This window comes from Paraburkholderia caribensis (assembly GCF_002902945.1).
In the GTDB taxonomy this organism is placed as follows: Bacteria; Pseudomonadota; Gammaproteobacteria; order Burkholderiales; family Burkholderiaceae; genus Paraburkholderia; species Paraburkholderia caribensis.
Map to the genome: position 1 here is coordinate 2110866 of NZ_CP026101.1, position 23603 is coordinate 2134468.

18 protein-coding genes are annotated in these 23603 nt (G+C 62.6%); 7 read left to right on the forward strand and 11 right to left on the reverse strand.

The window, feature by feature from the left end:
* Window positions 1-73: 73 nt before the first annotated feature.
* The 3 genes from C2L66_RS09395 to C2L66_RS09405 all read right to left on the reverse strand — a co-directional run bounded on the left by C2L66_RS09395 (window position 74) and on the right by C2L66_RS09405 (window position 1442).
* Window positions 74-535 (reverse strand): TadE/TadG family type IV pilus assembly protein, encoded by a 462-nt coding sequence (locus tag C2L66_RS09395; protein ID WP_060600413.1) that lies wholly within the window; start codon window positions 533-535, stop codon window positions 74-76.
* A 50-nt stretch (window positions 536-585) separates the two neighbouring features.
* A complete protein-coding gene (locus C2L66_RS09400; RefSeq protein WP_060600411.1) occupies window positions 586-1080 on the reverse strand; it encodes a prepilin peptidase in 495 nt (164 codons plus the stop codon).
* 173 nt (window positions 1081-1253) lie between these two features.
* On the reverse strand, window positions 1254-1442 hold the full coding sequence (locus C2L66_RS09405; RefSeq protein ID WP_054930276.1) for a Flp family type IVb pilin: 189 nt from the start codon (window positions 1440-1442) through the stop codon (window positions 1254-1256).
* A 669-nt stretch (window positions 1443-2111) separates the two neighbouring features.
* Here C2L66_RS09405 and C2L66_RS09410 point away from each other — a divergent pair.
* The 3 genes from C2L66_RS09410 to C2L66_RS09420 all read left to right on the forward strand — a co-directional run bounded on the left by C2L66_RS09410 (window position 2112) and on the right by C2L66_RS09420 (window position 6121).
* Window positions 2112-3518 carry a collagen-like triple helix repeat-containing protein gene (locus C2L66_RS09410; RefSeq protein WP_060600409.1) on the forward strand — a complete coding sequence of 469 codons (1407 nt, stop codon included), beginning with the start codon at window positions 2112-2114 and terminating at the stop codon, window positions 3516-3518.
* A gap of 236 nt (window positions 3519-3754) precedes the next feature.
* Window positions 3755-5455: a ShlB/FhaC/HecB family hemolysin secretion/activation protein gene (locus C2L66_RS09415; protein WP_060600407.1), complete on the forward strand. Its 1701-nt coding sequence runs from the start codon at window positions 3755-3757 to the stop codon at window positions 5453-5455.
* Between the two features lie 180 nt (window positions 5456-5635).
* Window positions 5636-6121 (forward strand): DUF2147 domain-containing protein, encoded by a 486-nt coding sequence (locus C2L66_RS09420; protein ID WP_060600405.1) that lies wholly within the window; start codon window positions 5636-5638, stop codon window positions 6119-6121.
* 121 nt (window positions 6122-6242) lie between these two features.
* On the opposite strand, the gene C2L66_RS09425 is transcribed toward C2L66_RS09420, so the two are convergent.
* The 6 genes from C2L66_RS09425 to typA form a co-directional block, all read right to left on the reverse strand.
* Window positions 6243-6695: a transposase gene (locus C2L66_RS09425; protein ID WP_060602613.1), complete on the reverse strand. Its 453-nt coding sequence runs from the start codon at window positions 6693-6695 to the stop codon at window positions 6243-6245.
* Window positions 6696-6853: 158 nt separating this feature from the next.
* Window positions 6854-7951 carry a cell division protein ZapE gene (zapE, locus tag C2L66_RS09430; RefSeq protein ID WP_054930272.1) on the reverse strand — a complete coding sequence of 366 codons (1098 nt, stop codon included), beginning with the start codon at window positions 7949-7951 and terminating at the stop codon, window positions 6854-6856.
* 107 nt (window positions 7952-8058) lie between these two features.
* The gene (gene lpdA / locus C2L66_RS09435; protein ID WP_060600403.1) at window positions 8059-9489 is read right to left on the reverse strand and encodes a dihydrolipoyl dehydrogenase; all 1431 of its coding nucleotides are present in this window, start codon (window positions 9487-9489) and stop codon (window positions 8059-8061) included.
* A gap of 135 nt (window positions 9490-9624) precedes the next feature.
* The gene (gene odhB, locus C2L66_RS09440) at window positions 9625-10899 is read right to left on the reverse strand and encodes a 2-oxoglutarate dehydrogenase complex dihydrolipoyllysine-residue succinyltransferase (RefSeq protein WP_060600401.1); all 1275 of its coding nucleotides are present in this window, start codon (window positions 10897-10899) and stop codon (window positions 9625-9627) included.
* A 143-nt stretch (window positions 10900-11042) separates the two neighbouring features.
* On the reverse strand, window positions 11043-13898 hold the full coding sequence (locus tag C2L66_RS09445; RefSeq protein ID WP_054930269.1) for a 2-oxoglutarate dehydrogenase E1 component: 2856 nt from the start codon (window positions 13896-13898) through the stop codon (window positions 11043-11045).
* Between the two features lie 351 nt (window positions 13899-14249).
* Window positions 14250-16076 (reverse strand): translational GTPase TypA, encoded by a 1827-nt coding sequence (gene typA, locus C2L66_RS09450; protein WP_054930268.1) that lies wholly within the window; start codon window positions 16074-16076, stop codon window positions 14250-14252.
* A gap of 290 nt (window positions 16077-16366) precedes the next feature.
* Here typA and C2L66_RS09455 point away from each other — a divergent pair, with 290 nt between their 5' ends.
* From C2L66_RS09455 to C2L66_RS09470, 4 genes are all read left to right on the forward strand, one after another.
* The gene (locus C2L66_RS09455) at window positions 16367-16882 is read left to right on the forward strand and encodes a MarR family winged helix-turn-helix transcriptional regulator (protein ID WP_054930267.1); all 516 of its coding nucleotides are present in this window, start codon (window positions 16367-16369) and stop codon (window positions 16880-16882) included.
* A 57-nt stretch (window positions 16883-16939) separates the two neighbouring features.
* Window positions 16940-18448, forward strand: a complete 1509-nt coding sequence (locus tag C2L66_RS09460; RefSeq protein ID WP_060600399.1) for an efflux transporter outer membrane subunit — start codon at window positions 16940-16942, stop codon at window positions 18446-18448.
* A gap of 92 nt (window positions 18449-18540) precedes the next feature.
* Window positions 18541-19761 (forward strand): EmrA/EmrK family multidrug efflux transporter periplasmic adaptor subunit, encoded by a 1221-nt coding sequence (locus C2L66_RS09465; protein WP_054930265.1) that lies wholly within the window; start codon window positions 18541-18543, stop codon window positions 19759-19761.
* A gap of 49 nt (window positions 19762-19810) precedes the next feature.
* Window positions 19811-21373 carry a DHA2 family efflux MFS transporter permease subunit gene (locus C2L66_RS09470; RefSeq protein ID WP_060600398.1) on the forward strand — a complete coding sequence of 521 codons (1563 nt, stop codon included), beginning with the start codon at window positions 19811-19813 and terminating at the stop codon, window positions 21371-21373.
* Between the two features lie 875 nt (window positions 21374-22248).
* Here the strand turns inward: C2L66_RS09470 and truB are convergent.
* Complete coding sequence (gene truB / locus C2L66_RS09475) at window positions 22249-23175, reverse strand: tRNA pseudouridine(55) synthase TruB (RefSeq protein ID WP_060600396.1); 927 nt, start codon at window positions 23173-23175, stop codon at window positions 22249-22251.
* 24 nt (window positions 23176-23199) lie between these two features.
* Entirely contained in the window at window positions 23200-23565 is a 366-nt protein-coding gene (gene rbfA, locus C2L66_RS09480) for a 30S ribosome-binding factor RbfA (RefSeq protein WP_036005647.1), read from the reverse strand.
* Window positions 23566-23603 lie beyond the last annotated feature (38 nt).

A 23603-nucleotide genomic window follows, 5' to 3' on the forward strand; every position in this document is an offset into this window, starting at 1 on the left:
TCGCCTCCTGCGCGTACCCGCTTGCCGTTGGCCGGGTCATGTGCAAATGGGGAAAATGGGCGCGGCATCGCAGTCACAGCACATACCCCGGGTTGAGTTGAACCATCGCCGAGCTCGTCAGTTGCGCAGGCAGCGCGACATCGAGCAGCGGCACGGGCGGCACGAGCGGATAGCTCTGGTAGTTGTAGGTGAGCGTGACGGTGACGCAGCGCATCGTGCCGTCGAACGTGCATGGGGCCCAGCTCGCGTCGCATTTCGCTTTCGCCGCGAGCCAGTTGGCCAGGTTGGCCGCCGCCGTGCACGCGGCCGCCGTGCGGTTGTCGAGCGCGGCATTCACGTTTTGCGCCTGCTGATAGTTGAGCGCGGCACGCGCGCCTTCTTCGGCAGCGAGCGTCAGGCTCTGCTGCGCGACGAAGATCAGGCTGAACGTCACGATCGCGTAGAAGATCATGAAAAACAGCGGAAACACGAGCGCGAATTCGACGGCGCTCGCGCCGCGCTGACGCCGCCGCGCATGGCACGCATGATCGCGCATGCGATTGCACTCGCATGTGGGCTGCAGGGCTGGCGTCGGCACAGGAACGGTCATGTTCCTCCCAGTTGTCGCAGCACGAGCATGCCGAGCGCCGGGATGGCGAGGCACGTCACGTAGGGCGTCGCGCGGTGCCCGCGCAGCCCGAAGGTCGCCTCGCCGCTTCGGACGAGCGTGGCGAGCGGCGTGCGCGTCGCGACCAGCAGCGCAAGCGCATGCAGCCCCGCGAGGATGCTCGCGGCAATCCATAGATCGAGCAGCGCGTGCGGACCGCACCACGCACCGAGCACGGCGAAGACCTTGACGTCGGCGGCACCCATCACGCGCAGCGCGAAGAACGGCAGCAGCGCGGCAAGACCGAGCAGCGCGCCCAGTGCTGCCTGAGCCGGCCCGACGCCGAACGGCATGCGCACGGTGAAGGTGCACGCGAAGGCCGCTATCAGCCCGGCTGCGATCAACGCGTTCGTGACGCGCCGATAGCGAAGATCGCACGCCGCCACCGTCGTCGCCCACGCAACGAACGTCAGACTTCCAATCCAGGTAGCCATAGGAATTCAGCAAGCTTTTACCGAACGGATACCAGGCAATACGAATTAATTACGACGCGCGATTCATTTCGCATTAATTCGTCATGCCTCTTTGAATAGACGCAAACTGGCAACGAGCGTCGCTGGCGGCGCTCGCTACGGGATGCTTCTAGATGAAAGCGATTAAGCCGCTGTCACGTTTTAGCTGCCGTGGCAGCCGAGGAAATCTTGCCGGCGATATTGTCGAACAGCGTCGACAGATTGGTTCCAACAGAACCGGCGGAAGTCGCGATTGCAATGGCGACGACACCTGCAATCAGGCCATATTCGATTGCCGTGACGCCCTTGTTGTCTCTCAGGAATTTGCTGGCGAAATGCTTCATTTTGGTGACCCTCGGTTTTTCTAGTCGTTGATTTGATGACGCTCGCAATGCTTGCAGACGGCCCGTCAAGGACATTCTCTCCCATGCCCCATGCGGTTTATATGCCTTGGCCTGAAGCCTTTTATCTGCGCATGAACATACTGGCGTTGATGCGCTAAAGCAATATGAAAGTGGTTGTCTGTTCTATAGCGCACCTCCCGCTCCAGGCGCCATTATGTTTTCAGATTTATAACTTAACAATCTTTTGGAAGCAATCGCGTTACGCCACAAATTTTCAGACCGTTGCGTTTGAACCATTTAGCGTTCTTGCAGATTAGCGGCAGTCTGTGCGCCACAATACATAGGACTTACCATAAGTTAGATTGGCTCCACCAAGCACCCGTTTGAGCCGTTCGTTTCAAGCACCGCGTTACCCCGCGTTACCCATCCTCCCGTAACGAAACCGCGTTCCCGTTACGTTACGCCGCGCTCTGCGACGTCGCGCTCCCAGCTGTTTAGCGTTCCTCAGCAGTTATCCCACGTTCCGCGCAATCACCCGCCAGGGCGCGCCGGCATTGGAGCAGCGCGCTCCACACGCGACGGCTCCCGATTTCCTCATACGCAATGGCATACCTGTTGCAGATAGGGACGCGCAGCACCACCACACAACATGAGAGATCCGAGGACGAAATGAAAATTCAAACGACACACGCGCTGGTTCGGACATCGATCGTCGCGGCTACAGTGACGGCATTGCTGTCGCTGGCCGCTTGCGGCGGATCGGGCTCGTTGAGCCAGGGCACGAAGGGCGGCAGCAGCGGCACGCTGTCGACGGGAGGCGCAAGCGGAACGGCAGGCAGCGGCACGGGCGCGGGAGGCAGCACGACGGCGGGCAACGGCTCCAGCGGCGGCTCGGACAACACCGGCAATGGCTCCAATCCGGCGACGAAGACGGCCAACCAGGTCGGCACCGTCTCCGCCGGTGCGGGCGGCGTCGTAACGGATGTCGGCTCGACGGTATCGGGCATTGGCAGCACGGTCGGATCGCAGACACTGCCGGGCATCAGCACCGATACGACGCAAGCGGCTGGCGGGGTCGTGTCGAATCTCGGCGCGGCCGTGTCGACACTCGGCAACGGCGTGTCGCAAGGACTCGGGCAACTGGGCGCGACCAGCGACCCGCTGGGCACCACCGTAGCGAGTACGGGCGGGGTCGTGAGCCATGTCGGCGGCGCAGTGACGAGCGCGGGCGGGCTGGTGCAAAGCGTCGGCAGCGGACCGCTTGCGCCGCTCTCGGCCGTCACGACTCCGCTTGGCCACGTCGTCGAAACGGTGGGCGGTGCCGTGACCGATGGCGGCAACGCATTGACCACCGCTTTGTCGACGGGGCCCGTTCAGCAGGTCACGCAACAACTCAGCACGGCCGTCACGCCGATCACGTCGACGGTCGCGGCGACCACGCAGACGGTTGGCAACACCACGGGCATCGGCGCGCCCGTCAACGGGCTGCTGACGACACTCGGCAATCAGCTCGTGAAAACAGGCGGCATCGTCGCGACGACGGGCGGCAGTAATCCCGTCTCGGCGGGTCTGGGCAACGTCGTCGCCGATGTCGGCAAGACCAGCGTCGCGGCAGGCGGACTGCTGACGGGAGGCTCGGGCGGCGCGGGCGGCAATCCACTCGCGCCTTTGACGGGCGCGCCTGGCGGCCTGACGGGCGGTTCGAGTGGCTCGGGTGCGGGCAACCCCTTGAGCGCCGTGACGGGCGCGCTGGGCGGCATCACGGCCAGCGTCACCGGCAACGTCGCGGTCGGGATCACGGGTGGCGCGGGCGGCGCGGGCGGTGGCAATGCGGCTTCGGGCGGCAACCCGCTGGGCGGCCTCACGAGCGCTGTCACGGGCGTCGCCTCGACGGTCGCGGGCGCCGTCGCCGCGCCGGCGGCATCGACCTCTTCCACCGGTTCCACCGGTTCATCCGCGCCCGGCGGCCTCTCGCTAACTTCGACGGGCGGCGGCAACGCGAGCGGACCGGCCAATCCTCTTTCCGCCGTCACGTCGCTGGTCGGCGGCCTGCTGGGCGCGGGCGCGAAGAAGTAGCCAAAGCCTCGCTGGCAGTCTGCAGCCTTTGGCGAAGAGATGACGGCCTTCGCCCGGGCGCGACGCGCGTGCTTCACGCCGAAGTGAAGCACGCAGCGGCCGTTCGCGCCCGAAGGTGCACTGAAGGCGCACTGAAGCCCCCGCATCGCAGAACCATCCAGGCACGAGAGCAGCGGACGCGACGCCCGGCCAGGCACGCGTGCGCAAAACAATAACGGGCCTCCGAGGACACACCGATGAAATTCGGGACCAGGCAATGGACATTCGTGCTGGCGGCCATCGCTGCGAGCGCGGTTCAGGCGCAGACGCGGCCTGCTGTCAGTGGCAATCCGCTGGGCGGCAATCCGCTGGAGGCGCTTCCGCAAATCAAGGCGCCTGAGAAAGGCCCGAACGCGACAGCGCAAATCCAGCCGCAAGCGCCGCAACTCCAGGAACTGCTTGCACGGCATCTCACACCGACCAGGGTCGAGGTCGAAGGCGTCAAGTCGATTCCCTTCAACGACGTCGCGCAGCGCTTCACCCCGCTGGTCGGCAAGGACATCACAATCGGCGAGCTGATCGAAGTCGCGAACGGCGTCACACGGCTTTATCAGGAGCGCGGCTACCCGTTGTCGTTCGCGTTCGTTCCAGCGCAGACGTTCGAGAACGGCGTCGTGCGCGTGACGATCGTCGAAGGCTACGTGGCGAACGTGACGGTGACGGGCAAGCCCGGCAAGACCGAGGACAGGATACGCGCGATCGCTGCGCACATCGCGGCGGACCGGCCGCTGCGCCGCACGACCTTCGAACGCTATATCAACGCGATGGGTCTCCTGCCCGGCGTGAAGGTCGCGGCGAACGTGCCGCCGCCGCAGACCACCGACGGTGCAACCACGCTGGAACTCAACGTCGATCGAAAACCTTTCAATGTCAGCACCGGCATCGACTTCAATCATCCCGGCGCGCAAGGGTTGCTGACAGCGACGGAGAACGGGCTCACGTCGCTCGGCGAGCAGTTGAGCGTGTCGGCACTGCTGCCGAAGGGGCGCGACAACGTCACCTATCTGGCGGCGCATGGCGCGCTGCCCGTCGGCAGTGAAGGCATGACCGCGAGAGTCGACGCGTCGCACTATCGCGGCAATCCGAAGGACAATCCCGGCTTGCCGTCGTACGTCGAGCGCACGGTGATCAACGACAGGATCGGCGGTTCGGTGTCGTATCCGTTCATCCTGAGCAACGCGCGCAGTCTGTCGGGAACGGTGACGGCCTATGCATCGCACGATGAAGACCGCTTCAACAATACGATCACGGGCGCGGCGCTCGGGCTTCGTTCGCAGGTGCGCGTGCTGCAGTTGCAGGCCGACTACGCGGACGTGCAGACGGGCCAGGCGCGCAAGGCCAGCATCAACGTCGCGAAGGCCTTCGACATACTCGGCGCGGGTAAAGCCGGCGACTCGAACATCCCCGGCACGACGACCGTCAACCCCGCTTCGATCACCTTTGTCCGCACGGGTGCGAGCTTTTCGCAAACCAACGAGTGGCCGCTCGGCATCGGCACGACGCTCGCCACAACGGGCCAATACAGCCCCGATACGCTGCCCGCCTCCGAGCAGATTTCATTCGGCGCGCAACGCTTCGCGCAGGGTTATCAACCCGGCGAGACATCGGGCGATTCGGGCTGGGGCGCGTCGTTCGAAATCAATCGCCCTATCGCGCCTGGTTTCACGTATCTGCGCACGTTCACCCCGTATGTTTCGGTCGACATGGCGCGCGTCTATCTGCATGCGGGCACGCCGCAGCCGAAAAAGCTTGCTTCGGTAGCGCTCGGTTTCCGGATCTCCGACGCGAAGTATTACAGCCTGGATCTGTCCGTCGCGAAGGCCGTCGGCGATGCGCCTGTCGAGAGCGCGTCGCGCAGTCCACGCATCAACGCGACGTTCTCGTATCAGTTGAACTGACTCATGCGTCGTTGCCAGGACCCGCACCGATTAGAGCATTCACTATCAAACGACGCGGATACTTTCACGTATTCTGCCCTCTCTCATGTATCAAAAGACAGGCATGGCGCCGCCTCGAATCAGCACTCACACGGCGCCGCGCGACATCCATCGCGACGATTTTCAACAAGGAGGACGACAATGACATCACTCACCCGACGCGCGCGCTTTGCGCCCGGCACCACGTTGAAACAGGCCATCGTGGCCAGTGCGCTGCTCGCGGGCGCCGTCACGGCATTCGCACAAGCCGACACGCCCGTCGGCACATGGCAAACCATCGACGATCATACGGGCCAGCCCAAAGCACTCGTGCAGATCACGCAGGACGGGAACGGCAGGCTGAGCGGCAAGGTCATCAAGGGACTCGGACCGAACGATCAGCCGGATCGCCGCTGCACCGCCTGCACGGACGCGCGCAAAGATCAGCCGATTCTCGGCATGACGATCATCGACGATATGAAAAAGGACGGCGACGGCTGGGACGGCGGGCAGATTCTCGACCCGGAGAACGGCAAGCTCTACAAATGCAAGATGCACGTGGAAGACGGCGGACAGAAACTGGTGGTGCGTGGGTATATTGGCGTGTCGCTACTGGGGCGTTCGCAGACGTGGATTCGCCAGAACTGAGGTTGTCGCGCGGTGCTCGACTGTCGGCGAGCGCCGCAGCAGGACGTAAAAAAGCCGGTCTGGCGTTGAGTCTCGCCAGACCGGCTTGTCGTTGTCGCGCGCGCTCAATTCGTTCGATCCGTCATGCCGCGTTCTTGAAAGGACTGGTGTAGTCGAACACCAGCGGTGCCGCAGGCACGCCCGACGGCGGCGCAAACAGCGGCATGGCGGGCACGGACGGCTTCACGGCATCGTTCGCGGCCGTGGCCACGTTCGGCGCGTGAGTGCGCATGCGGGATTCCATCGTGTTGCATAGTTCGCCGCCTGCGTCGCCGAACAGCTGGTCCATCACACGTTGCAGAACGCCAGCCTGATGCCACGCCTTGAAACGGCGATGGCAGGTTTGATACGAGGGGTATTTACGCGGCATGGCAGACCAGGTAGCGCCGCTGTAGATCACCCAGAGCACACCGTTGAGCACGGAGCGGGTGTTGGCAAGCGGCCGGCCGCGCAGTTCGGAACGGGGCCGCAGTTCCGGCAGCAGCGGCGCGATGCGCTGCCATTCTTCATCACTAATATCGCGATAAGGGGTCATGAGTTCTCCAATCGTCAAGAGTATTTCGACGATATAGAGTCGTCCCACTACCGAATATCAGACCAATCCGAATCTTGAAAATGCACCGCCACCCGCCGCAGCATGGTTCAGCGCGTATCGCGCTATCCCAAACGGGGCAGACGCAGGTGGCAATTTGATCAGGTGAGCGATGTATCGACGATCCGTCGCGGCGCATCCAGATATTCCTGCGACTGCATCTCGACGATACGCGAAACCGTGCGCGTGAACTCGTTGGCCATCGGCCCCTCTGTGTAGAGCTCTTCGGGCGGCACGGCGGCCGACATCAGCAGCTTGACCTTGTGATCGTAAAAAACGTCGATCAGCCACGTGAAGCGGCGTGCTTCGGACTGCATACGAGGCGTCATCTGCGGAATGCCGGACAGAATCACCGCGTGGAAGCGGCTCGCCAGTTCGAGATAGTCGTTCTGCGAGCGCGGGCCGCCGCACAGCGTCGCGAAGTCGAACCAGACCACGCCGTCCGCGCGACGCAGCGCCTTCAGTTCGCGCTTCTCGATGTGCAGCAGCGGGCTTTCGTCAGGCACGGCCGCGAGCTTGCCGAATGCGTCGCGCAACGCCTTGTCGGAGGCGGCGCCGAGCGGCGTATGATACACCTCGACCTGCGACAGCGTGCGCCGCCGGTAATCGACGCCGGCATCGACGTTGATCACCTCGAGCTTGCTCTTGATCAGCTCGATGGCGGGCAGCAGACGATCGCGATGCAACCCGTCCGGATAAAGCAGATCGGGATCGTAGTTGGACGTCATCACGAACTGCACGCCGTTCGTGAACAGACGATCCAGCAACCGGTAAAGGATCATTGCGTCCGCGATATCGGACACGTGGAATTCGTCGAAGCAGATCAGCCGATAACGCTTCGCAATGCGCCGCGCGAGTTCGTCGAGCGGATCGGCCTGCCCTTTCAGTTCTTCGAGTTCGCGATGCACTTCTCGCATGAACTCGTGAAAATGCAGACGCGTCTTGCGCACGAGCGGCACGACTGCGTAAAAGCTGTCCATCAGGAAGCTCTTTCCGCGTCCTACGCCACCCCACATATAGACGCCCTTCGGCAGATCAGGGTGCATGATCAGCTTCATAAAGGCGTTCGGACGACGTGCCTTATACGCAGCCCACTCTTCATAGCACTGTTGCAGACGATCGACGGCCACGCGTTGAGCCGGATCAGACTCGTATCCCCGGGTCTGCAGTTCCTGTTCGTAGTATTCGGTGACGTTCATTGTGTGAGGCAGCAATGAAGAAGGCGGGAGGGACTCAACCCACCCGCCTTCGTCGTGTTTCGCTCTCAACCCGCATTCCGCATAATTCAGAACCGGGCAGATGCGTCTTACATGTTCAGCGCGCGCTTGTCGACGGCGAGCGCCGCTTCACGCATCACTTCAGACAGCGACGGGTGCGGATGGCAGATACGGCCAATGTCTTCCGACGCGGCCTTGAACTCCATCGCGACAACCGCTTCGGCGATCAGATCCGACGCGTTCGCCGAAATGATGTGCACGCCGAGCAGTTCGTCCGTCTTCGCGTCGGCGATCATCTTGACGAAACCATCCGCCTTGTTGATGCCGAGCGCGCGGCCGTTCGCCATGAACGGGAACTGGCCCGTCTTGACTTCGCGGCCTTCCGCCTTGAGCTGCTGTTCCGTCTTGCCGACCCACGCGATTTCCGGTTCCGTGTAGATGACCCACGGCACGCAGTTGTAGTCGATGTGCGGCTTCTGGCCATCAATGATTTCGGCAACCAGCACGCCTTCGTCCTCGGCCTTGTGCGCGAGCATCGGGCCACGCACCACGTCGCCGATTGCGTACACGTTCGGCACCGACGTCGCGCAGTGATCGTCCACGTCGATGAAGCCGCGCTCGTTCGCCCTCAGGCCGATCGCTTCGAGGCCGAGGTTGTCGGTGTTCGGCACACGGCCGATCGACACGATCAGGCGGTCCGCGTCGAGCGTCTTCGCGTTGCCGTCCTTGTCCGTGTAAGCGATCGACACGCTGTTGCCCGTCGTCTTCACTTCACCGACCTTCACGCCGACGTGGATGTCGAGACCCTGCTTCTTGAACTGCTTGGCGGCTTCCTTCGCGAGCGCCTGGTCGGCGGCGCCGAGGAATTCGGGCAGCGCTTCGAGCACGGTGACTTCCGCGCCCAGACGGCGCCACACCGAGCCCAGCTCCAGGCCGATCACGCCGGCGCCGATGACGGCGAGCTTCTTCGGCACTTCGGTGAACGACAGCGCGCCTTCGTTGTCGGCGACGATCTTGTTGTCGACGGGAACGTTGGGCAGGTGACGCGCCTTCGAGCCCGTCGCGATGATCACGTTCTTCGCCGTGACCACTTCCGTTTCGCCTTCGCCCGACACTTCGATCTGCACACCGGCGTCCGTCTTGCCCGTGAACTTGCCGTGGCCCTTGAGCCACGTGATCTTGTTCTTGCGGAACAGGAACTCGATGCCCTTCGTCATCTTTTCGACGATGCCTTCCTTGCGGGCCAGCATCTTCGCGATGTCGACCTTCACGTTTTCCACGCTGATGCCGTGGTCCGCGAGGTGATGCGACGCGTTTTCGAACTCTTCCGACGAAGCCAGCAGCGCCTTCGACGGAATGCAGCCGACGTTCAGGCACGTGCCGCCCAGCTTCAATGTGCCGGCCGGGTTCTTCCACTTTTCGATACAGGCAACCGTCTTGCCGAGCTGCGCAGCGCGAATGGCCGCGATATAGCCGCCGGGACCGGCACCGATCACGACGACGTCAAATTCTTTGGACATGACTATCCTTTTTGGCTAGCCGACGCGGCCGCGCTCCGCGGCGCGCGTGGCTTCAGATACTGCGGGAATGCGAGAAACACCCGATGCATATATCGCGACGGCGGCTTGAAGTTTCAAGCCGCCGTGCGGCATGCATTACAGGTCGAGCAGCAGACGGGCCGGATCTTCCAGCGCGTCCTTCATCGCGACCAGCGACAGCACGGCTTCGCGGCCGTCGATGATACGGTGGTCGTACGACAGCGCCAGATAGTTCATCGGGCGGATCACGATCTGGCCGTTTTCGACCACTGCGCGCTCCTTCGTCGCGTGCACGCCGAGGATCGCCGATTGCGGCGGGTTGATGATCGGGGTCGACAGCATCGAGCCGAACACACCGCCATTCGAGATCGAGAACGTACCGCCCGTCATTTCTTCGATCGACAGCTTGCCGTCCTTTGCCTTCTGGCCGAATTCGGCGATCTTCTTCTCGATGTCCGCGAGGCTCATCTGGTCTGCGTTGCGCAGGATCGGCACGACGAGGCCGCGCGGCGAGCCGACGGCGATACCGATGTCGAAGTAGCCGTGATAGACGATGTCGTTACCGTCGATCGACGCGTTCACCAGCGGGAACTTCTTCAGCGCGTGCACAGCCGCCTTCACGAAGAACGACATGAAGCCGAGCTTCACGCCATGTTCCTTCTCGAACTTGTCCTTGTACTTGTTGCGCAGGTCCATGACGGGCGCCATGTTCACTTCGTTGAACGTCGTGAGGATGGCGTTGGTTTGCTGCGACTCGAGCAGACGCTCGGCGATACGCGCGCGCAGGCGCGACATCGGCACGCGTTGTTCCGGACGGTCCTTCAGCCACTGGTCAGCCGATGCCGGCGCGCCGACTTGCGGCAGGGCCGGCTTGGCAGCGCGTGCGGGCGCTGCTGCCGGTGCCGGCGCAGCCTTGGCAGCCGGTGCGCCTGCGGCGACGGCGTCCTGCTTCGTGATGCGGCCATCGCGGCCCGTGCCGGCGACGTCGCCTGCAGCGACGCCCTTCTCGGCCAGAATCTTCGTCGCAGCCGGCGATGCCGCGGTGTTTGCGCCCGCCACAGCGGCAGCCTGTGCCGGTGCGGCGGCAGTTGCCGGTTCAGCTTGCGGAGCCGGCTTGACTTCGGCTTCGACAGCCGCTTCGCCCGCCTTGCCTTCCGTATCGATCTTGGCGATCACTTCGTCGGCGACCACGATATCGCCGTCGTTCTTGATGACCTGCGCGAGCACGCCTGCCGACGGCGCCGGCACTTCGAGTACGACCTTGTCGGTCTCGATTTCGATCAGGATTTCGTCCTGGGCGACAGCTTCGCCCGGCTTCTTCTTCCACTGCAGCATCGTGGCTTCCGAGACGGACTCGGACAGCTGGGGGACCTTGACTTCAACAATAGCCATTTGATTTCTCTGAATACGTATCGGGTGACAACGAACCTTGTGCGAGCCGCGTCCGATATTTGCGCGTAGTAGTCGCGCTTACATGGGATGTTCCGACGCGGGGCGGGAAAGCGCTCAGCGCTTTCCCGGTTCGCTCTCTGTGGTTATTTAACGATGGACGCGCCTTTCAGACGGCCAAACGCGCCTTCGATCAGCGCCTTCTGCTGCTCGTAGTGCTTCGCGTAGTAGCCGACAGCGGGCGAAGCCGAAGCGGGACGGCCGCTGTACGCCAGCTTCTGTCCTTCCTTCATGCCTTCGCGCAGGTGATGTTCGATGTAGAACCACGGGCCCTGATTCTGCGGCTCGTCCTGCACCCACACCACTTCGGTTGCGTTGTCGTACTTCTTCAGTTCGGCTTCGAACTGCTTGTGCGCGAACGGATAGAGCTGTTCGATACGCAGGATCGCGACGTCTTGCGCCTTCGCTTCGCGGCGATGCGCGACGAGGTCGTAGTACACACGGCCCGAGCAGACCAGCACGCGCTTGACCTTCTTCGCGTCGATCGAATCGTCCGCTTCGCCGAGAACCGGCTGGAACGAGCCCTTCGCGAGTTCCGACAGATCCGACACGGCTTCCTTGTGACGCAGCAGCGACTTCGGCGTGAAGACGACGAGCGGCTTGCGGAACAGGCGGATCATCTGGCGGCGCAGCAGGTGGAAAACCTGTGCCGGCGTGGTCGGCTGAACGACCTGCATGTTGTGATCTGCGCACAGTTGCAGGAAGCGCTCGATACGCGCCGACGAGTGCTCCGGACCCTGGCCTTCGTAGCCGTGCGGCAGCAGCATCGTCAGGCCCGACACGCGGCCCCACTTCACTTCGCCCGACGAGATGAACTGGTCGATCACGACCTGCGCGCCGTTCACGAAGTCGCCGAACTGCGCTTCCCACGCGACGAACGTGTTCGGCTCAGCCGTCGAGTAGCCGTATTCGAAGCCGAGCACGGCTTCTTCCGACAGCACCGAGTCGATCACCGTGAACTTCGCCTGACCTTCGGCGATGTTCTGCAGCGGCACGTACGTGCCGTCGTTCCAGCGTTCGCGGTTCTGGTCGTGCAGCACCGCATGGCGGTGCGTGAACGTGCCACGGCCCGAGTCCTGACCCGTCAGGCGCACGGCATAGCCCGATGCGACCAGCGACGCGAATGCCAGATGCTCGCCCATGCCCCAGTCGAGTTGCGCTTCGCCACGGCCCATTGCACGGCGGTCGTTGATCACGCGCTCGACCAGCGGGTGAACCTTGAAGCCTTCGGGGATCGTCGTGATGCGCTCGGCCAGACGCTTGAGTTCGGCGAGCGGCACGGCCGTGTCCGCTGCGTCCGTCCACTTGCGGTTCAGGAACGGAACCCAGTCGACAGCGTACTTGCTCTTGTAGTTCGACAGGACCGGGTCGACCGTGTGGTGACCTTCGTCCATCGCCTTGCGGTATGCCTTGACGAATTCATCGCCTTGATCGGCGGTGATGACGCCTTGCTGCACGAGCTTTTCAGCGTACAGCGCGCGCGTGCCCGGGTGCTTGGCGATCGTCTTGTACATCAGCGGCTGCGTGACAGCGGGCGTGTCCTGCTCGTTGTGGCCCAGCTTGCGGAAGCAGATGATGTCGATCACGACATCCTTGTGGAACTGCATCCGGAAGTCGATGGCCATTTGCGTGGCCAGTACGACGGCTTCGGGATCGTCGCCGTTCACGTGCAGCACGGGCGCTTCGATCATCTTGACGACGTCCGAGCAATAGAGCGTCGAACGTGCGTCGCGCGGGTCGGACGTGGTGAAGCCGATCTGGTTGTTGATGACGATGTGCAGCGTGCCGTGCGTGCCGTAACCGCGCGTTTGCGCCAGGTTCAGCGTTTCCATCACGACGCCCTGGCCAGCAAAGGCAGCGTCGCCGTGGATCTGCACGGGCAGCACCTGCAGGCCGTTCTCGTCGCCGCGACGATCCATACGGGCCTTCGCCGAGCCTTCGACCACCGGGTTGACGATTTCGAGGTGCGACGGGTTGAACGCGAGCGACAGGTGAACCGGGCCGCCTTCCGTCGCGACATCCGACGAGAAGCCCTTGTGGTACTTCACATCGCCTGCGGGCAGATCGTCGACGTGCTTGCCTTCGAATTCGGCGAACAGGTCCGCGGGCATCTTGCCCAGCGTGTTGACCAGCACGTTCAGACGGCCGCGGTGCGCCATGCCGATGACGATTTCCTGCACGCCGCTCTTGCCTGCGTGGTGCACGACTTCGTCCATCGACGCGATGAAGCTTTCGCCGCCTTCCAGCGAGAAGCGCTTCTGACCGACGTACTTGGTGTGCAGGAAGCGCTCGAGGCCTTCTGCTGCCGTCAGACGGTTCAGGATGTGCTTCTTCTTGTCAGCCGTGAAGTTCGGCGTGGAGCGGATCGATTCGAGACGTTCCTTCCACCAGCGCTTCTGTTCGGGATCGCTCAGGTACATGTACTCGGCGCCGATCGTGCCGCAGTACGTGTCGCGCAACGCCTTGACGATGTCCCGCAGCGAAGCCTGCTCGAAACCGAAGTACAGGTTGTTCGTGTTGAACGTCTGGTCCATGTCGGCTTCGGTGAAGTCGTAGAACGCAGGTTCAAGCTCGGGAATGTTCGGACGTTCGCGGCGCTTCAGCGGATCGAGGTTGGCCCATTGCGAGCCGAGGAAGCGATATGCGCCGATGAGGGACTGCACATAGACTTGCTTGCGCGCGGTGGTGAGATCCTCACCGCCCGTGCGCGGCAGAAAGGCATTCGCCTTTGCGCGCTGAGCAAACGATTCGACGATCGGGCCATGGGCCACGTCGTTGGCACTGGTGCCATCCGATGCAGGAACGTTCTGCAGAGCGTCGAAATAATTGCGCCAGGTCTCGGGCACTGACGCGGGATTGTCGAGATATGCTTCGTACAACTCTTCTACGTACGGAGCATTGCCGCCGAACAGATACGAGTTCGACTGGAATTGCTTCATCATTTTACGCTCACCTTTCTTCGAGCTTCTCGAGAAATAGCGGGTTACTGAACCTTCCGCGACACGGCCTGACCGTTTAGCGGATTGCGCGAATCAAGTCTTGCTTGGAAGGACCTAAAACTTGCACTCGCCGGAGCATATCACATAACCCATAGTTGACATAGGACAGGCCCCAACTGGAAAGCCCGTGGTACGGGGCTTTGCGGCAAGTTTTATGCTTGCGTAACAGTGTTTGCGGCACTGCAGAAGAATACTTTAGGCGCTTCCACGAAGCTCTGCAGCGAAACGCGCAACGCAAATGCAAAAAGCCGCCCGAGGGCGGCTTTTTGCTGAGGCTTGCGCGAGACTTCGCGATCAGTCGACGGCAGCTTCGCGGCTGGCGCGGCGGCGCTCGTGTTCCTTCAGATGGCGCTTGCGCAGACGGATGCTTTGCGGCGTCACTTCGACGAGTTCGTCTTCGTCGATGAATTCGACCGCGTATTCGAGCGACATCTGGATGGCCGGCACGAGGCGCACGGCTTCGTCGGTGCCCGACGCACGCACGTTGGTCAGCTGCTTGCCTTTGATCGGGTTCACGACGAGGTCGTTGTCACGGCTGTGAATGCCGATGATCATGCCTTCGTACAGCGCATCGCCCGGCTTCACGAACATGCGGCCGCGATCCTGCAGCTTCCACAGCGCGTAGGCGACAGCCGCGCCGTCGTCCTGCGAGATCAGCACGCCGTTGCGGCGCTCGCCGAGCGAGCCGTCCTTGACGGGCGCGTATTCGTCGAACACGTGGCTCATCAGGCCCGTGCCGCGCGTGAGCGTGAGGAATTCGCCCTGGAAGCCGATCAGGCCACGCGCCGGGATGCGGTATTCGAGACGCGTGCGGCCGCGGCCGTCCGACGCCATGTCGAGCATTTCGCCCTTGCGGCGGCCCAGCTCTTCCATCACGCCGCCCTGGTGCGAGTCTTCGAGGTCGACCGTCAGCAGTTCGTACGGCTCGTGCTTCACGCCGTCGATTTCATGCAGCACCACGCGCGGACGCGACACGGCCATCTCGTAGCCTTCGCGACGCATGTTTTCGATCAGGATGGTCAGGTGCAGCTCGCCGCGGCCCGACACTTCGAACACGGTTTCGTCGCCAGTGTCTTTCACGCGCAGCGCGACGTTGTGATTCAGTTCCTTCATCAGACGGTCGCGGATCTGGCGGCTCGTCACGAACTTGCCTTCCTTGCCGGCGAGCGGCGACGAATTCACGAGGAAGTTCATCGTCAGCGTGGGTTCGTCGACGGTGATCATCGGCAGCGCTTCGGGCGCTTCCGGCGCGCAGATCGTCGCGCCGATGCCGACTTCTTCAATACCGTTGATCAGCACGATGTCACCGGCTTCCGCCTCGGCGACCTGCACGCGCTCGAGGCCTTCGAACGACAGCACCTGGTTGATCTTGCGGTTCAGGATTTCGCCTTCCGGACCGAAGCGGATCACGACCTGCTGACCCGGCTTGATACGGCCGCGCGTGATACGGCCCACGCCGATACGGCCGACGTACGTCGAGTAATCCAGCGACGTGATCTGCAGCTGCAGCGGACCGTCCGGATCGGCCGGGCGCACGGGGACGTGTTCGAGAATCGCTTCGAACAGCGGGCGCATCGTGCCTTCGCGGATGCTCGGATCGAGGCCGGCGTAGCCGTTCAGGCCCGACGCGTAGACGACCGGGAAGTCGAGCTGGTCTTCCGTGGCGCCGAGCTTGTCGAACAGGTCGAACGTCTGGTTGATGACCCAGTCGATGCGCGCGCCCGGACGGTCGATCTTGTTGATCACGACGATCGGCTTCAGACCCAGCGCGAGCGCCTTTTTCGTCACGAAGCGGGTTTGCGGCATCGGGCCTTCGACGGCGTCGACGAGCAGCAGCACGGAATCGACCATCGACAGCACGCGCTCCACTTCGCCGCCGAAGTCGGCGTGGCCCGGGGTGTCGACGATGTTGATGTGCGTGCCTTCGTATTCGACGGCGCAGTTCTTGGCGAGAATGGTGATGCCACGCTCTTTTTCGATGTCGTTCGAATCCATCACGCGTTCAGCGATCTGCTGGTTTTCGCGGAAGGTGCCGGACTGGCGGAGCAGTTGGTCGACGAGCGTGGTTTTGCCGTGGTCGACGTGAGCGATGATGGCGATGTTGCGAAGAGCGCGGGACATAGGAACCTGGAGACGCTGGGATACGAGTGGAGTGCGCCACCTGCCCAGCCACCTTCGCCAAGCCCAAAGCGCACTTTTGGGAACCAATAAGTATAGCACGGACCCGTGACGCTTTTCTGGTATTCCCTGATACCGGACCCGAAAGTCTCGATAAATCGACCTGCGCGCCGCCGCAGCACACTCTCTCCGGACGCGAGAAAGATCCTTGCCTAAGCTGTAATAACGCTTGCCGCGTCAATTATTCGCCTCTACAATCCTGCATAGTCAACCATTGCATTCGCACGAGAATCATGACCGAACCGTCCCAGACACCATCGCCCGAGGTTAGCGAATACCAGTTGGGTGAGAGCGTCGGCTATCTGATTTCCCGCGTGAAGTCGACCATGTCGAACCTCGTGACCCAGCGCACCATGGCCGAACTCGGCATCACCAGCCAGCAAGCCAGCGTGCTGTTCATGGTTGCCAGCGGCAAATGCCTGCTCGCGGCGGAACTCGCGCGGGAATACGGCATCGACGCGAGCGCGGTAACGCGTCTGATCGACCGCCTCGAAAAACGCGGCCTGCTGACGCGAGTGCGCAGCGCCGAAGACCGGCGCGCCGTGCGCCTCGCGCTGACGGCCGAAGGCCACGCAATCGCCGCGCGCATGCCGGCTGTCTTCACCAGCGTGACCGAGAAACTGCTATCCGGCTTTTCGCCAGAAGAAACGGGATTCCTCAAAAGCCTTCTGAGACGCGTGCTCGCGAACAGCTGCGAAGCGTTCAGCGAAACCCGTGACTCGGCAAGCAATACCGATAACAAATCGTAAGAAATTAGTTGCATCGTCCATTATAGAAAAATGCCATTACACGCAAAGAGTCGAGCGATGAAATTCCTTTCCAGGCCCGCGCCCGTTTCATCGGGCCGTGCGGTCCTCGCCGCGGCCGTGGCGGCGTTCGCCCTCGCCGGCTGCGCAAATTACTTCGATCTGAAGAACGACAACAAGATTGCGTCGACCTCGCAGTTCGAAGCGTCGCAAAGCCTGCCCGCCGAAGGCGGCCAGTGGCCGACGCTCGACTGGGCCGGCCAGTTCGGCGACCCGCAGTTGCCGAAGCTGATTGCGGAGGCGCTCGAAGGCAATCCGTCGATCGCGCAGGCGCAGGCCCGTATCGCGAAGGCGTCGTCCTATATCGAAACGTCGAAGTCGGCGCTGTATCCGAAGGTGGAAGGCAGCTATTCGTGGACCCGCGAGCTGTATTCCGCCAATGCGCTATTCCCGCCGCCCTACGGCGGGACCTGGTACAGCGAAAACAACGTGCTCGCCAGTGCGTCCTGGGACCTCGACCTGTGGGGTAAGAACCGTCAGCGGCTCGGCCAGGCCGTGTCGCAGGAAAAGGCAGCCGAAGCGGACATGCAGCAGGCGCGCGTGACGCTCGCCGCGTCGGTTGCGCGTACCTACAACTCGCTCGCGCAACTGTACGCGCTGCGCGACATCGCCGAGCGCGAGATCAAGAACCGTCAGACGATCGGCGTCATCGCCAACGACCGCGTGAAAGCCGGCCTCGACACCAACGTCGAACGTCAGACGGCCAACGGCAACATCGCGACGAGCCAGTCGAACCTGACGGAACTGGACGGCCAGATCACGACCACGCGCTACGAACTCGGCGCGCTGCTCGGCAAAGGGCCGGACCGTGGCCTGCAGATCGCCAAGCCGGCGTTCAACCCAGGCGGCGCCGTCACGCTGCCCGACAACGTGCCCGCCGATCTCATCTCGCGCCGCCCGGACATCGTCGCCGCGCGCTGGCAGGTCGAAGCCGCGATGCACGACGTGAAGGAAGCGAAGGCCGAGTTCTTCCCGGACGTGAATCTCGCTGCCGGCTTCGGCTTCGATGCGTTCGGCTGGGGCAAATTCCTGACGTCGTCGAGCCGCCAGATCCAGTTCGGCCCGGCAATCCATCTGCCCATCTTCGACGCCGGCGCGCTGCGCTCGCAACTGAAAGGCCGCTACGCCGACTTCGACCTCGACATCGCGAACTACAACCAGACGCTCATCAACGCGCTCTCCGACGTCGCCACGCAGATTTCGTCGATCCGCTCGCTAGACCATCAGCAAGGCGACGCGCAGCGCGCGCTCGACGCGTCGGCGAACGCGTACGAACTCGCCGTGATCCGTTACCGGGCCGGGCTTTCGCCGCAGTTGCAGGTGCTGACAGCGGACCAGAACCGCCTCGCCGCCGAACAGACCGTGACCAACCTGAAGATGCGCCGCCGCGATCTGCAGATCGCGCTGATCAAGGCGCTCGGCGGCGGTTTCGACGCAACGCAGACGGGTCTCGTCGTGCCGACGGATGCACCCGCTTCGTCGGCCTCGACCGCCCACGCGGCGAACTGAGCGCGCAACGATCCGGGCATAAGCACAAGCACACGCACACCCGATTGCGATCCGAATAAACGATACAGACTGACAGAATCCGGAGCCTATCCATGAGCACGCCCCAACAACCCGCGAACGCGCAGCCGGCCAGCAACGGCAAACGCAAGCGCATGATGACGCTGCTGGTCATCGTGATCCTGATTGCCGCGATCGCGTACGGCCTCTACTACTTCCTCGTCGCGCGCTTTCACGAAGAGACCGACGACGCCTACGTGAACGGCAACGTCGTGCAGATCACGCCGCAGGTGACGGGCACCGTCGTCGCCGTGAACGCGGACGACACGCAGACCGTCAAGGTCGGCGATCCCCTCGTCGTGCTCGATCCCGCGGACTCGCGCATCGCGCTGCAATCGGCGGAAGCGAACCTCGGTCAGGTCGTGCGCCAGGTGCGCGGCCTCTATGCGGACGACAGCCAGTACCAGGCGCAAGTCGCCGTGCGCCAGGCGGACCTGTCGCGTGCGCAGGATGATTTGAAGCGCCGCATGCAGGTCGCCCAGACGGGCGCCGTATCGCAGGAAGAAATCTCGCACGCGCGCGACGCCGTCAAGAGCGCCCAGGCCGCGCTCGACGCGTCGCAGCAGCAGCTCGCCTCCAACCGCGCGCTGACGGCGAACACGACGATTGCCAGCCACCCGAACGTACAGGCCGCGGCCGCCAAGGTCCGCGACGCGTATCTGAACTACGCGCGCAACACGCTGCCCGCGCCCGTCACGGGTTACGTGGCGAAGCGCTCGGTACAGGTCGGCCAGCGCGTCGCGCCGGGCAATCCGCTGATGGCGATCGTGCCGCTGAACGCCGTGTGGGTCGACGCGAACTTCAAGGAAGTGCAGCTCAAGCACATGCGCATCGGCCAGCCCGTCGAACTGACGGCGGACGTGTACGGCTCGTCGGTCAAGTATCAGGGCAAAGTGGTCGGCTTCTCGGCGGGCACAGGCTCGGCATTCTCGCTGCTGCCCGCGCAGAACGCGACGGGCAACTGGATCAAGGTCGTGCAGCGTCTGCCCGTGCGTATCGCGCTCGATCCTCAGCAACTCGAGAAGCATCCGCTGCGCATCGGCCTGTCGATGCAGGTCGAGGTGAGCATCAAGGACGACACGGGCGGCGAACTCGGCAGCGCGGTGAACACCGTGTATCAGACCAACGTGTTCGACAAGTACGGCGATCAGGCCGACGCGGAAATCGCCCGCATCATCGCCGAAAACGCCGGCCCGAATGCAGGTCAGCCGCAGAAGGCGGCGACGGGATCGAAGACCGCGGCCAAGCTGATGTAAGCGGTACGCATCTGCCAGGTATCTGCCTCAGACAAGGTTCGAACAATAGATGGCTCAGTCTCAAGCGCAACTCCCTCACCCGCCGCTCGAGGGCGCGCAACTGGTGATCGGCACCATCGCCGTGTCGCTCGCCGTGTTCATGAACGTGCTGGACACGTCGATCGCGAACGTGTCCATTCCGTCGATCTCCGGCGACCTCGGCGTGTCGTCCGACCAGGGCACGTGGGTGATCACGTCGTTCGCGGTCGCCAACGCGATCTCCGTGCCGCTCACCGGCTGGCTCACCGACCGCATCGGCCAGGTGCGCCTGTTCATGGCGTCGATCGTGCTGTTCGTGATCTCGTCGTGGATGTGCGGGCTCTCGCCGAATCTGCCGTTCCTGCTCGCGTCGCGTGTGCTGCAGGGCGCGGTGGCCGGTCCGATGATTCCGCTGTCGCAAACGCTGCTGCTCGCGAGTTATCCACGCGCGAAGGCGCCGATGGCGCTGTCGATGTGGGCGATGACCACATTGATCGCGCCCGTTGCCGGTCCTATTCTTGGCGGCTGGATTTCGGACAACATTTCGTGGCCGTGGATCTTCTACGTGAACATTCCAGTCGGGATCGTCGCCGCGCTGGCCACGTGGGCGATCTTCCGCAACCGCGACTCCGTCATCAAGAAAGCGCCGATCGATATGGTCGGTCTCGTGTTGCTGATTACGTGGGTTGGCTCGTTGCAGGTGATGCTCGACAAGGGCAAGGATCTCGACTGGTTCTCATCGACGACGATCGTGGTGCTCGCGCTGACTGCCGTGATCGCGCTGGCGTTCTTTATCGTATGGGAGTTGACGGACAAGCATCCTGTGGTTGACCTGTCGTTGTTCAAGCTGCGCAATTTCACGGGCGGCACGGTGGCGCTCGCGATCGGCTACGGCCTGTACTTCGGCAATCTGGTGCTGCTGCCGCTTTGGCTGCAAACCGACATCGGCTACACGGCGACGGATGCCGGTCTCGTGATGGCGCCTGTCGGCGTGTTTGCGATCATTCTTTCGCCGCTGACGGGCAAGATCCTGCCGCGCACCGATCCGCGTTATATCTCGACCGCGTCGTTTTTGGTGTTCGCGCTGTGTTTCTGGATGCGCTCGCGTTATACGACGGGCGTCGACACCTATTCGCTGATGCTGCCGACGTTGATCCAGGGGATCGGCATGGCCGGGTTCTTCATTCCGCTCGTGTCGATCACGCTGTCGGGGTTGCCGGGGAACCGGATTCCGGCGGCGTCGGGGCTGTCGAACTTCGTTCGGATCATGTGCGGCGGGATCGGCACGTCGATCTTCGAGACGGCGTGGGATCATCGGTCGATTCTGCATCATGCGCAGTTGACCGAGCATGCGAATGCGTATAACCCGGTGTTCAATCAATCGGTTACGCAGATGAGTGGGCTCGGGCTGAATCAGTCGCAGGTGTATGGGCTCGTCAATTCGATGACGACGCAGCAGGCGGCGCAGCTTGGGGTGAATGATCTGTTTTATATATCGGCGGGGATATTTGTTGCGCTGATTGCGTTGATCTGGGTGACGAAGCCTGAGCGTGCGGGCGGAGATTCAGCCGCTGCGGCGTCTGCGGCGCATTGAACGTTGCGCCGTGGTTTGAGTTGCCCTTCGGGCGGGTGGGTTGCTGTTCGTTGGCGTCCGCGATTTGTTTTTGTGGTTCTGGCGCCGCCGGTCGGTGTTTATGACTTTGCGCTGGCATCCGCGTTTCGTTAGCTCGCTTCACGCGTCGCCCCTGTGCGGGGCGGCACCTACTTTTCTTTGCCGCCGCAAAGAAAAGTAGGCAAAAGAAAGCGGCTCACACCGCCAGCGCTTGACCTTTGTCCACGGGCCCCCAACGTCCCCGTACTTCGCACGGCAACGCACCGGTTCGCGTGCGTTGCCAACGCTCTCCCTTACGCCTCACCCGCTTCATATACCCACGTCACGGCACGCCGCGCCAGACAGTGCACCGCCGCCCAGGTGGCAAACTGTGTGTAGGTTGCCGCACCGCAGAACTCAGCGCTTTTACCAGAAACACCAACCATGCTACCCAGTCCGGAGTGATGCGTGTATGGCGCGAAAGCCTACACACAGTTTGCCACCTGGGCGGCAGCAACCATTCGCTGACGCTCGCGCTTGTGCAGGTGTTTGAAGCAGGTGAGGCGCCTGTTCAGGGCGCTGGCAACCGACATCAGTCACGTGGTCGCAGTGTGAAGCGTAAGAACCTTTGGGGGCCCTCAGGCAGGAAGAAATGTTGGCGGTTTGAGCCGCTTTCTTTTGCCTACTTTTCTTTGCGGCGGCAAAGAAAAGTAGGTGCCGCCCCGCACAGGGGCGACGCGTGAAGCACGCTACCGTAACGCGGATGCCAGCGCAAAGGCATGAACACCGACCGGCGGCGCCAGAACCACAAAAACAAATCGCGGATGCCAACGAACAGCAAACCAAACCAACCCAACCCTACCCTCGAAAGCAAAACCTCAACTCACAATCAACCGCTCAGGCGCCAACACACCCTCACCCACTCTAGCGACCCCAAGCAGTTTCCCTTCACTCGCATAAACCCGCGCACGCGTACCCTGCAGCACACTCTCATCCACAGCCAGATCAGCAAGCCGTAACCGCTGACCATGGAGAAAACGGCGAGTCGCATCAGCATCGAGCTGAACAGAAGGAAACGTCGACAGCAATGCATCAACAGGCTGAATCCACGCGTCACGCTCGTCAGGCAGCGCATCGGACAACGCATCCAGCGTCACCGAATCAGCAAGCGTCAACGCGCCGACACCCGTGCGCCGCAGCATCACGAGATGCGCACCACACCCAAGCGCCTCGCCGATATCCTCGGCCAGCGTACGGACATACGTCCCCTTACTACACGTCACGCGAAACGTCACATCCGGCAACGCACAAGCGAGCACCTCAAGCGCATGAATCGTCACCTGACGCCCTTCGCGCTCGACCGTCTGCCCAGCGCGCGCATACTCGTACAACGGCTTACCGTCACGCTTGAGCGCCGAATACATCGGCGGCACCTGAACGATCTCGCCACGAAATTGCACGAGCGCCTGCTCGACGGCAGCCTGATCGCACGTCACGTCGCGCGTTTCGATAGCTTCGCCTTCGGCATCGCCCGTCGTCGTGCGAATCCCGAGCCGCATCGTGGCTTCGTACGTCTTGTCCGCCTCCAGCAAATCCTGCGAAAACTTCGTCGCTTCACCAAAACAGAGCGGCAAAAGGCCTGACGCGAGCGGATCCAGCGTGCCCGTATGGCCCGCCTTCTTCGCGAGATACAGACGCTTTGCGCGAATCAGCGCGTCGTTGCTCGACAGACCAACCGGCTTGTCGAGCAGCAGCACACCGTCCAGCGCGCGGCGCGGCACCTTCGGACGTTGATTCTGAGTCATATATGCGCGTGCCTCGACCTGCGATCAGTCGTCTTTCGCGCGCGAAGCGTTCGCCTCGTCGATCAGGCGCGACATCTCGACCGCGCGCTCGATCGTCTTGTCGTAATGGAAATGCAGCGTCGGCACCGTGTGAATATGCAGGCGCTTGAACAACAGATTGTGCAAATGGCCCGCAGCGTGATTGAGCGCGTCCTGCGTCTGATGCGGATCGCCCGTCAGCGTCGTGAAATAGACCTTCGCGTGGGCATAGTCAGGCGTCAGTTCGACGCTCTGAAACGTGACGATACCGATGCGCGGGTCTTTGACCTCGCGGATCAGATCAGACAGATCGCGTTGAATCTGATCGGCGATCTGCACATTGCGATTGGGAGAAGTACGTTTCTTAGGCATGGTGAATCCGTGATCCAAACTACCGAATAGGCAAAGTG

Bases quoted from the DNA above. Each gene is read 5' to 3' on its own strand.
- C2L66_RS09395 (WP_060600413.1), bottom strand. From the start codon at position 535: ATGCGCGATCATGCGTGCCATGCGCGGCGGCGTCAGCGCGGCGCGAGC.
- C2L66_RS09400 (WP_060600411.1), bottom strand. From the start codon at position 1,080: ATGGCTACCTGGATTGGAAGTCTGACGTTCGTTGCGTGGGCGACGACG.
- C2L66_RS09405 (WP_054930276.1), bottom strand. From the start codon at position 1,442: ATGAAGCATTTCGCCAGCAAATTCCTGAGAGACAACAAGGGCGTCACG.
- C2L66_RS09410 (WP_060600409.1), top strand. From the start codon at position 2,112: ATGAAAATTCAAACGACACACGCGCTGGTTCGGACATCGATCGTCGCG.
- C2L66_RS09415 (WP_060600407.1), top strand. From the start codon at position 3,755: ATGAAATTCGGGACCAGGCAATGGACATTCGTGCTGGCGGCCATCGCT.
- C2L66_RS09420 (WP_060600405.1), top strand. From the start codon at position 5,636: ATGACATCACTCACCCGACGCGCGCGCTTTGCGCCCGGCACCACGTTG.
- C2L66_RS09425 (WP_060602613.1), bottom strand. From the start codon at position 6,695: ATGACCCCTTATCGCGATATTAGTGATGAAGAATGGCAGCGCATCGCG.
- zapE (WP_054930272.1), bottom strand. From the start codon at position 7,951: ATGAACGTCACCGAATACTACGAACAGGAACTGCAGACCCGGGGATAC.
- lpdA (WP_060600403.1), bottom strand. From the start codon at position 9,489: ATGTCCAAAGAATTTGACGTCGTCGTGATCGGTGCCGGTCCCGGCGGC.
- odhB (WP_060600401.1), bottom strand. From the start codon at position 10,899: ATGGCTATTGTTGAAGTCAAGGTCCCCCAGCTGTCCGAGTCCGTCTCG.
- C2L66_RS09445 (WP_054930269.1), bottom strand. From the start codon at position 13,898: ATGATGAAGCAATTCCAGTCGAACTCGTATCTGTTCGGCGGCAATGCT.
- typA (WP_054930268.1), bottom strand. From the start codon at position 16,076: ATGTCCCGCGCTCTTCGCAACATCGCCATCATCGCTCACGTCGACCAC.
- C2L66_RS09455 (WP_054930267.1), top strand. From the start codon at position 16,367: ATGACCGAACCGTCCCAGACACCATCGCCCGAGGTTAGCGAATACCAG.
- C2L66_RS09460 (WP_060600399.1), top strand. From the start codon at position 16,940: ATGAAATTCCTTTCCAGGCCCGCGCCCGTTTCATCGGGCCGTGCGGTC.
- C2L66_RS09465 (WP_054930265.1), top strand. From the start codon at position 18,541: ATGAGCACGCCCCAACAACCCGCGAACGCGCAGCCGGCCAGCAACGGC.
- C2L66_RS09470 (WP_060600398.1), top strand. From the start codon at position 19,811: ATGGCTCAGTCTCAAGCGCAACTCCCTCACCCGCCGCTCGAGGGCGCG.
- truB (WP_060600396.1), bottom strand. From the start codon at position 23,175: ATGACTCAGAATCAACGTCCGAAGGTGCCGCGCCGCGCGCTGGACGGT.
- rbfA (WP_036005647.1), bottom strand. From the start codon at position 23,565: ATGCCTAAGAAACGTACTTCTCCCAATCGCAATGTGCAGATCGCCGAT.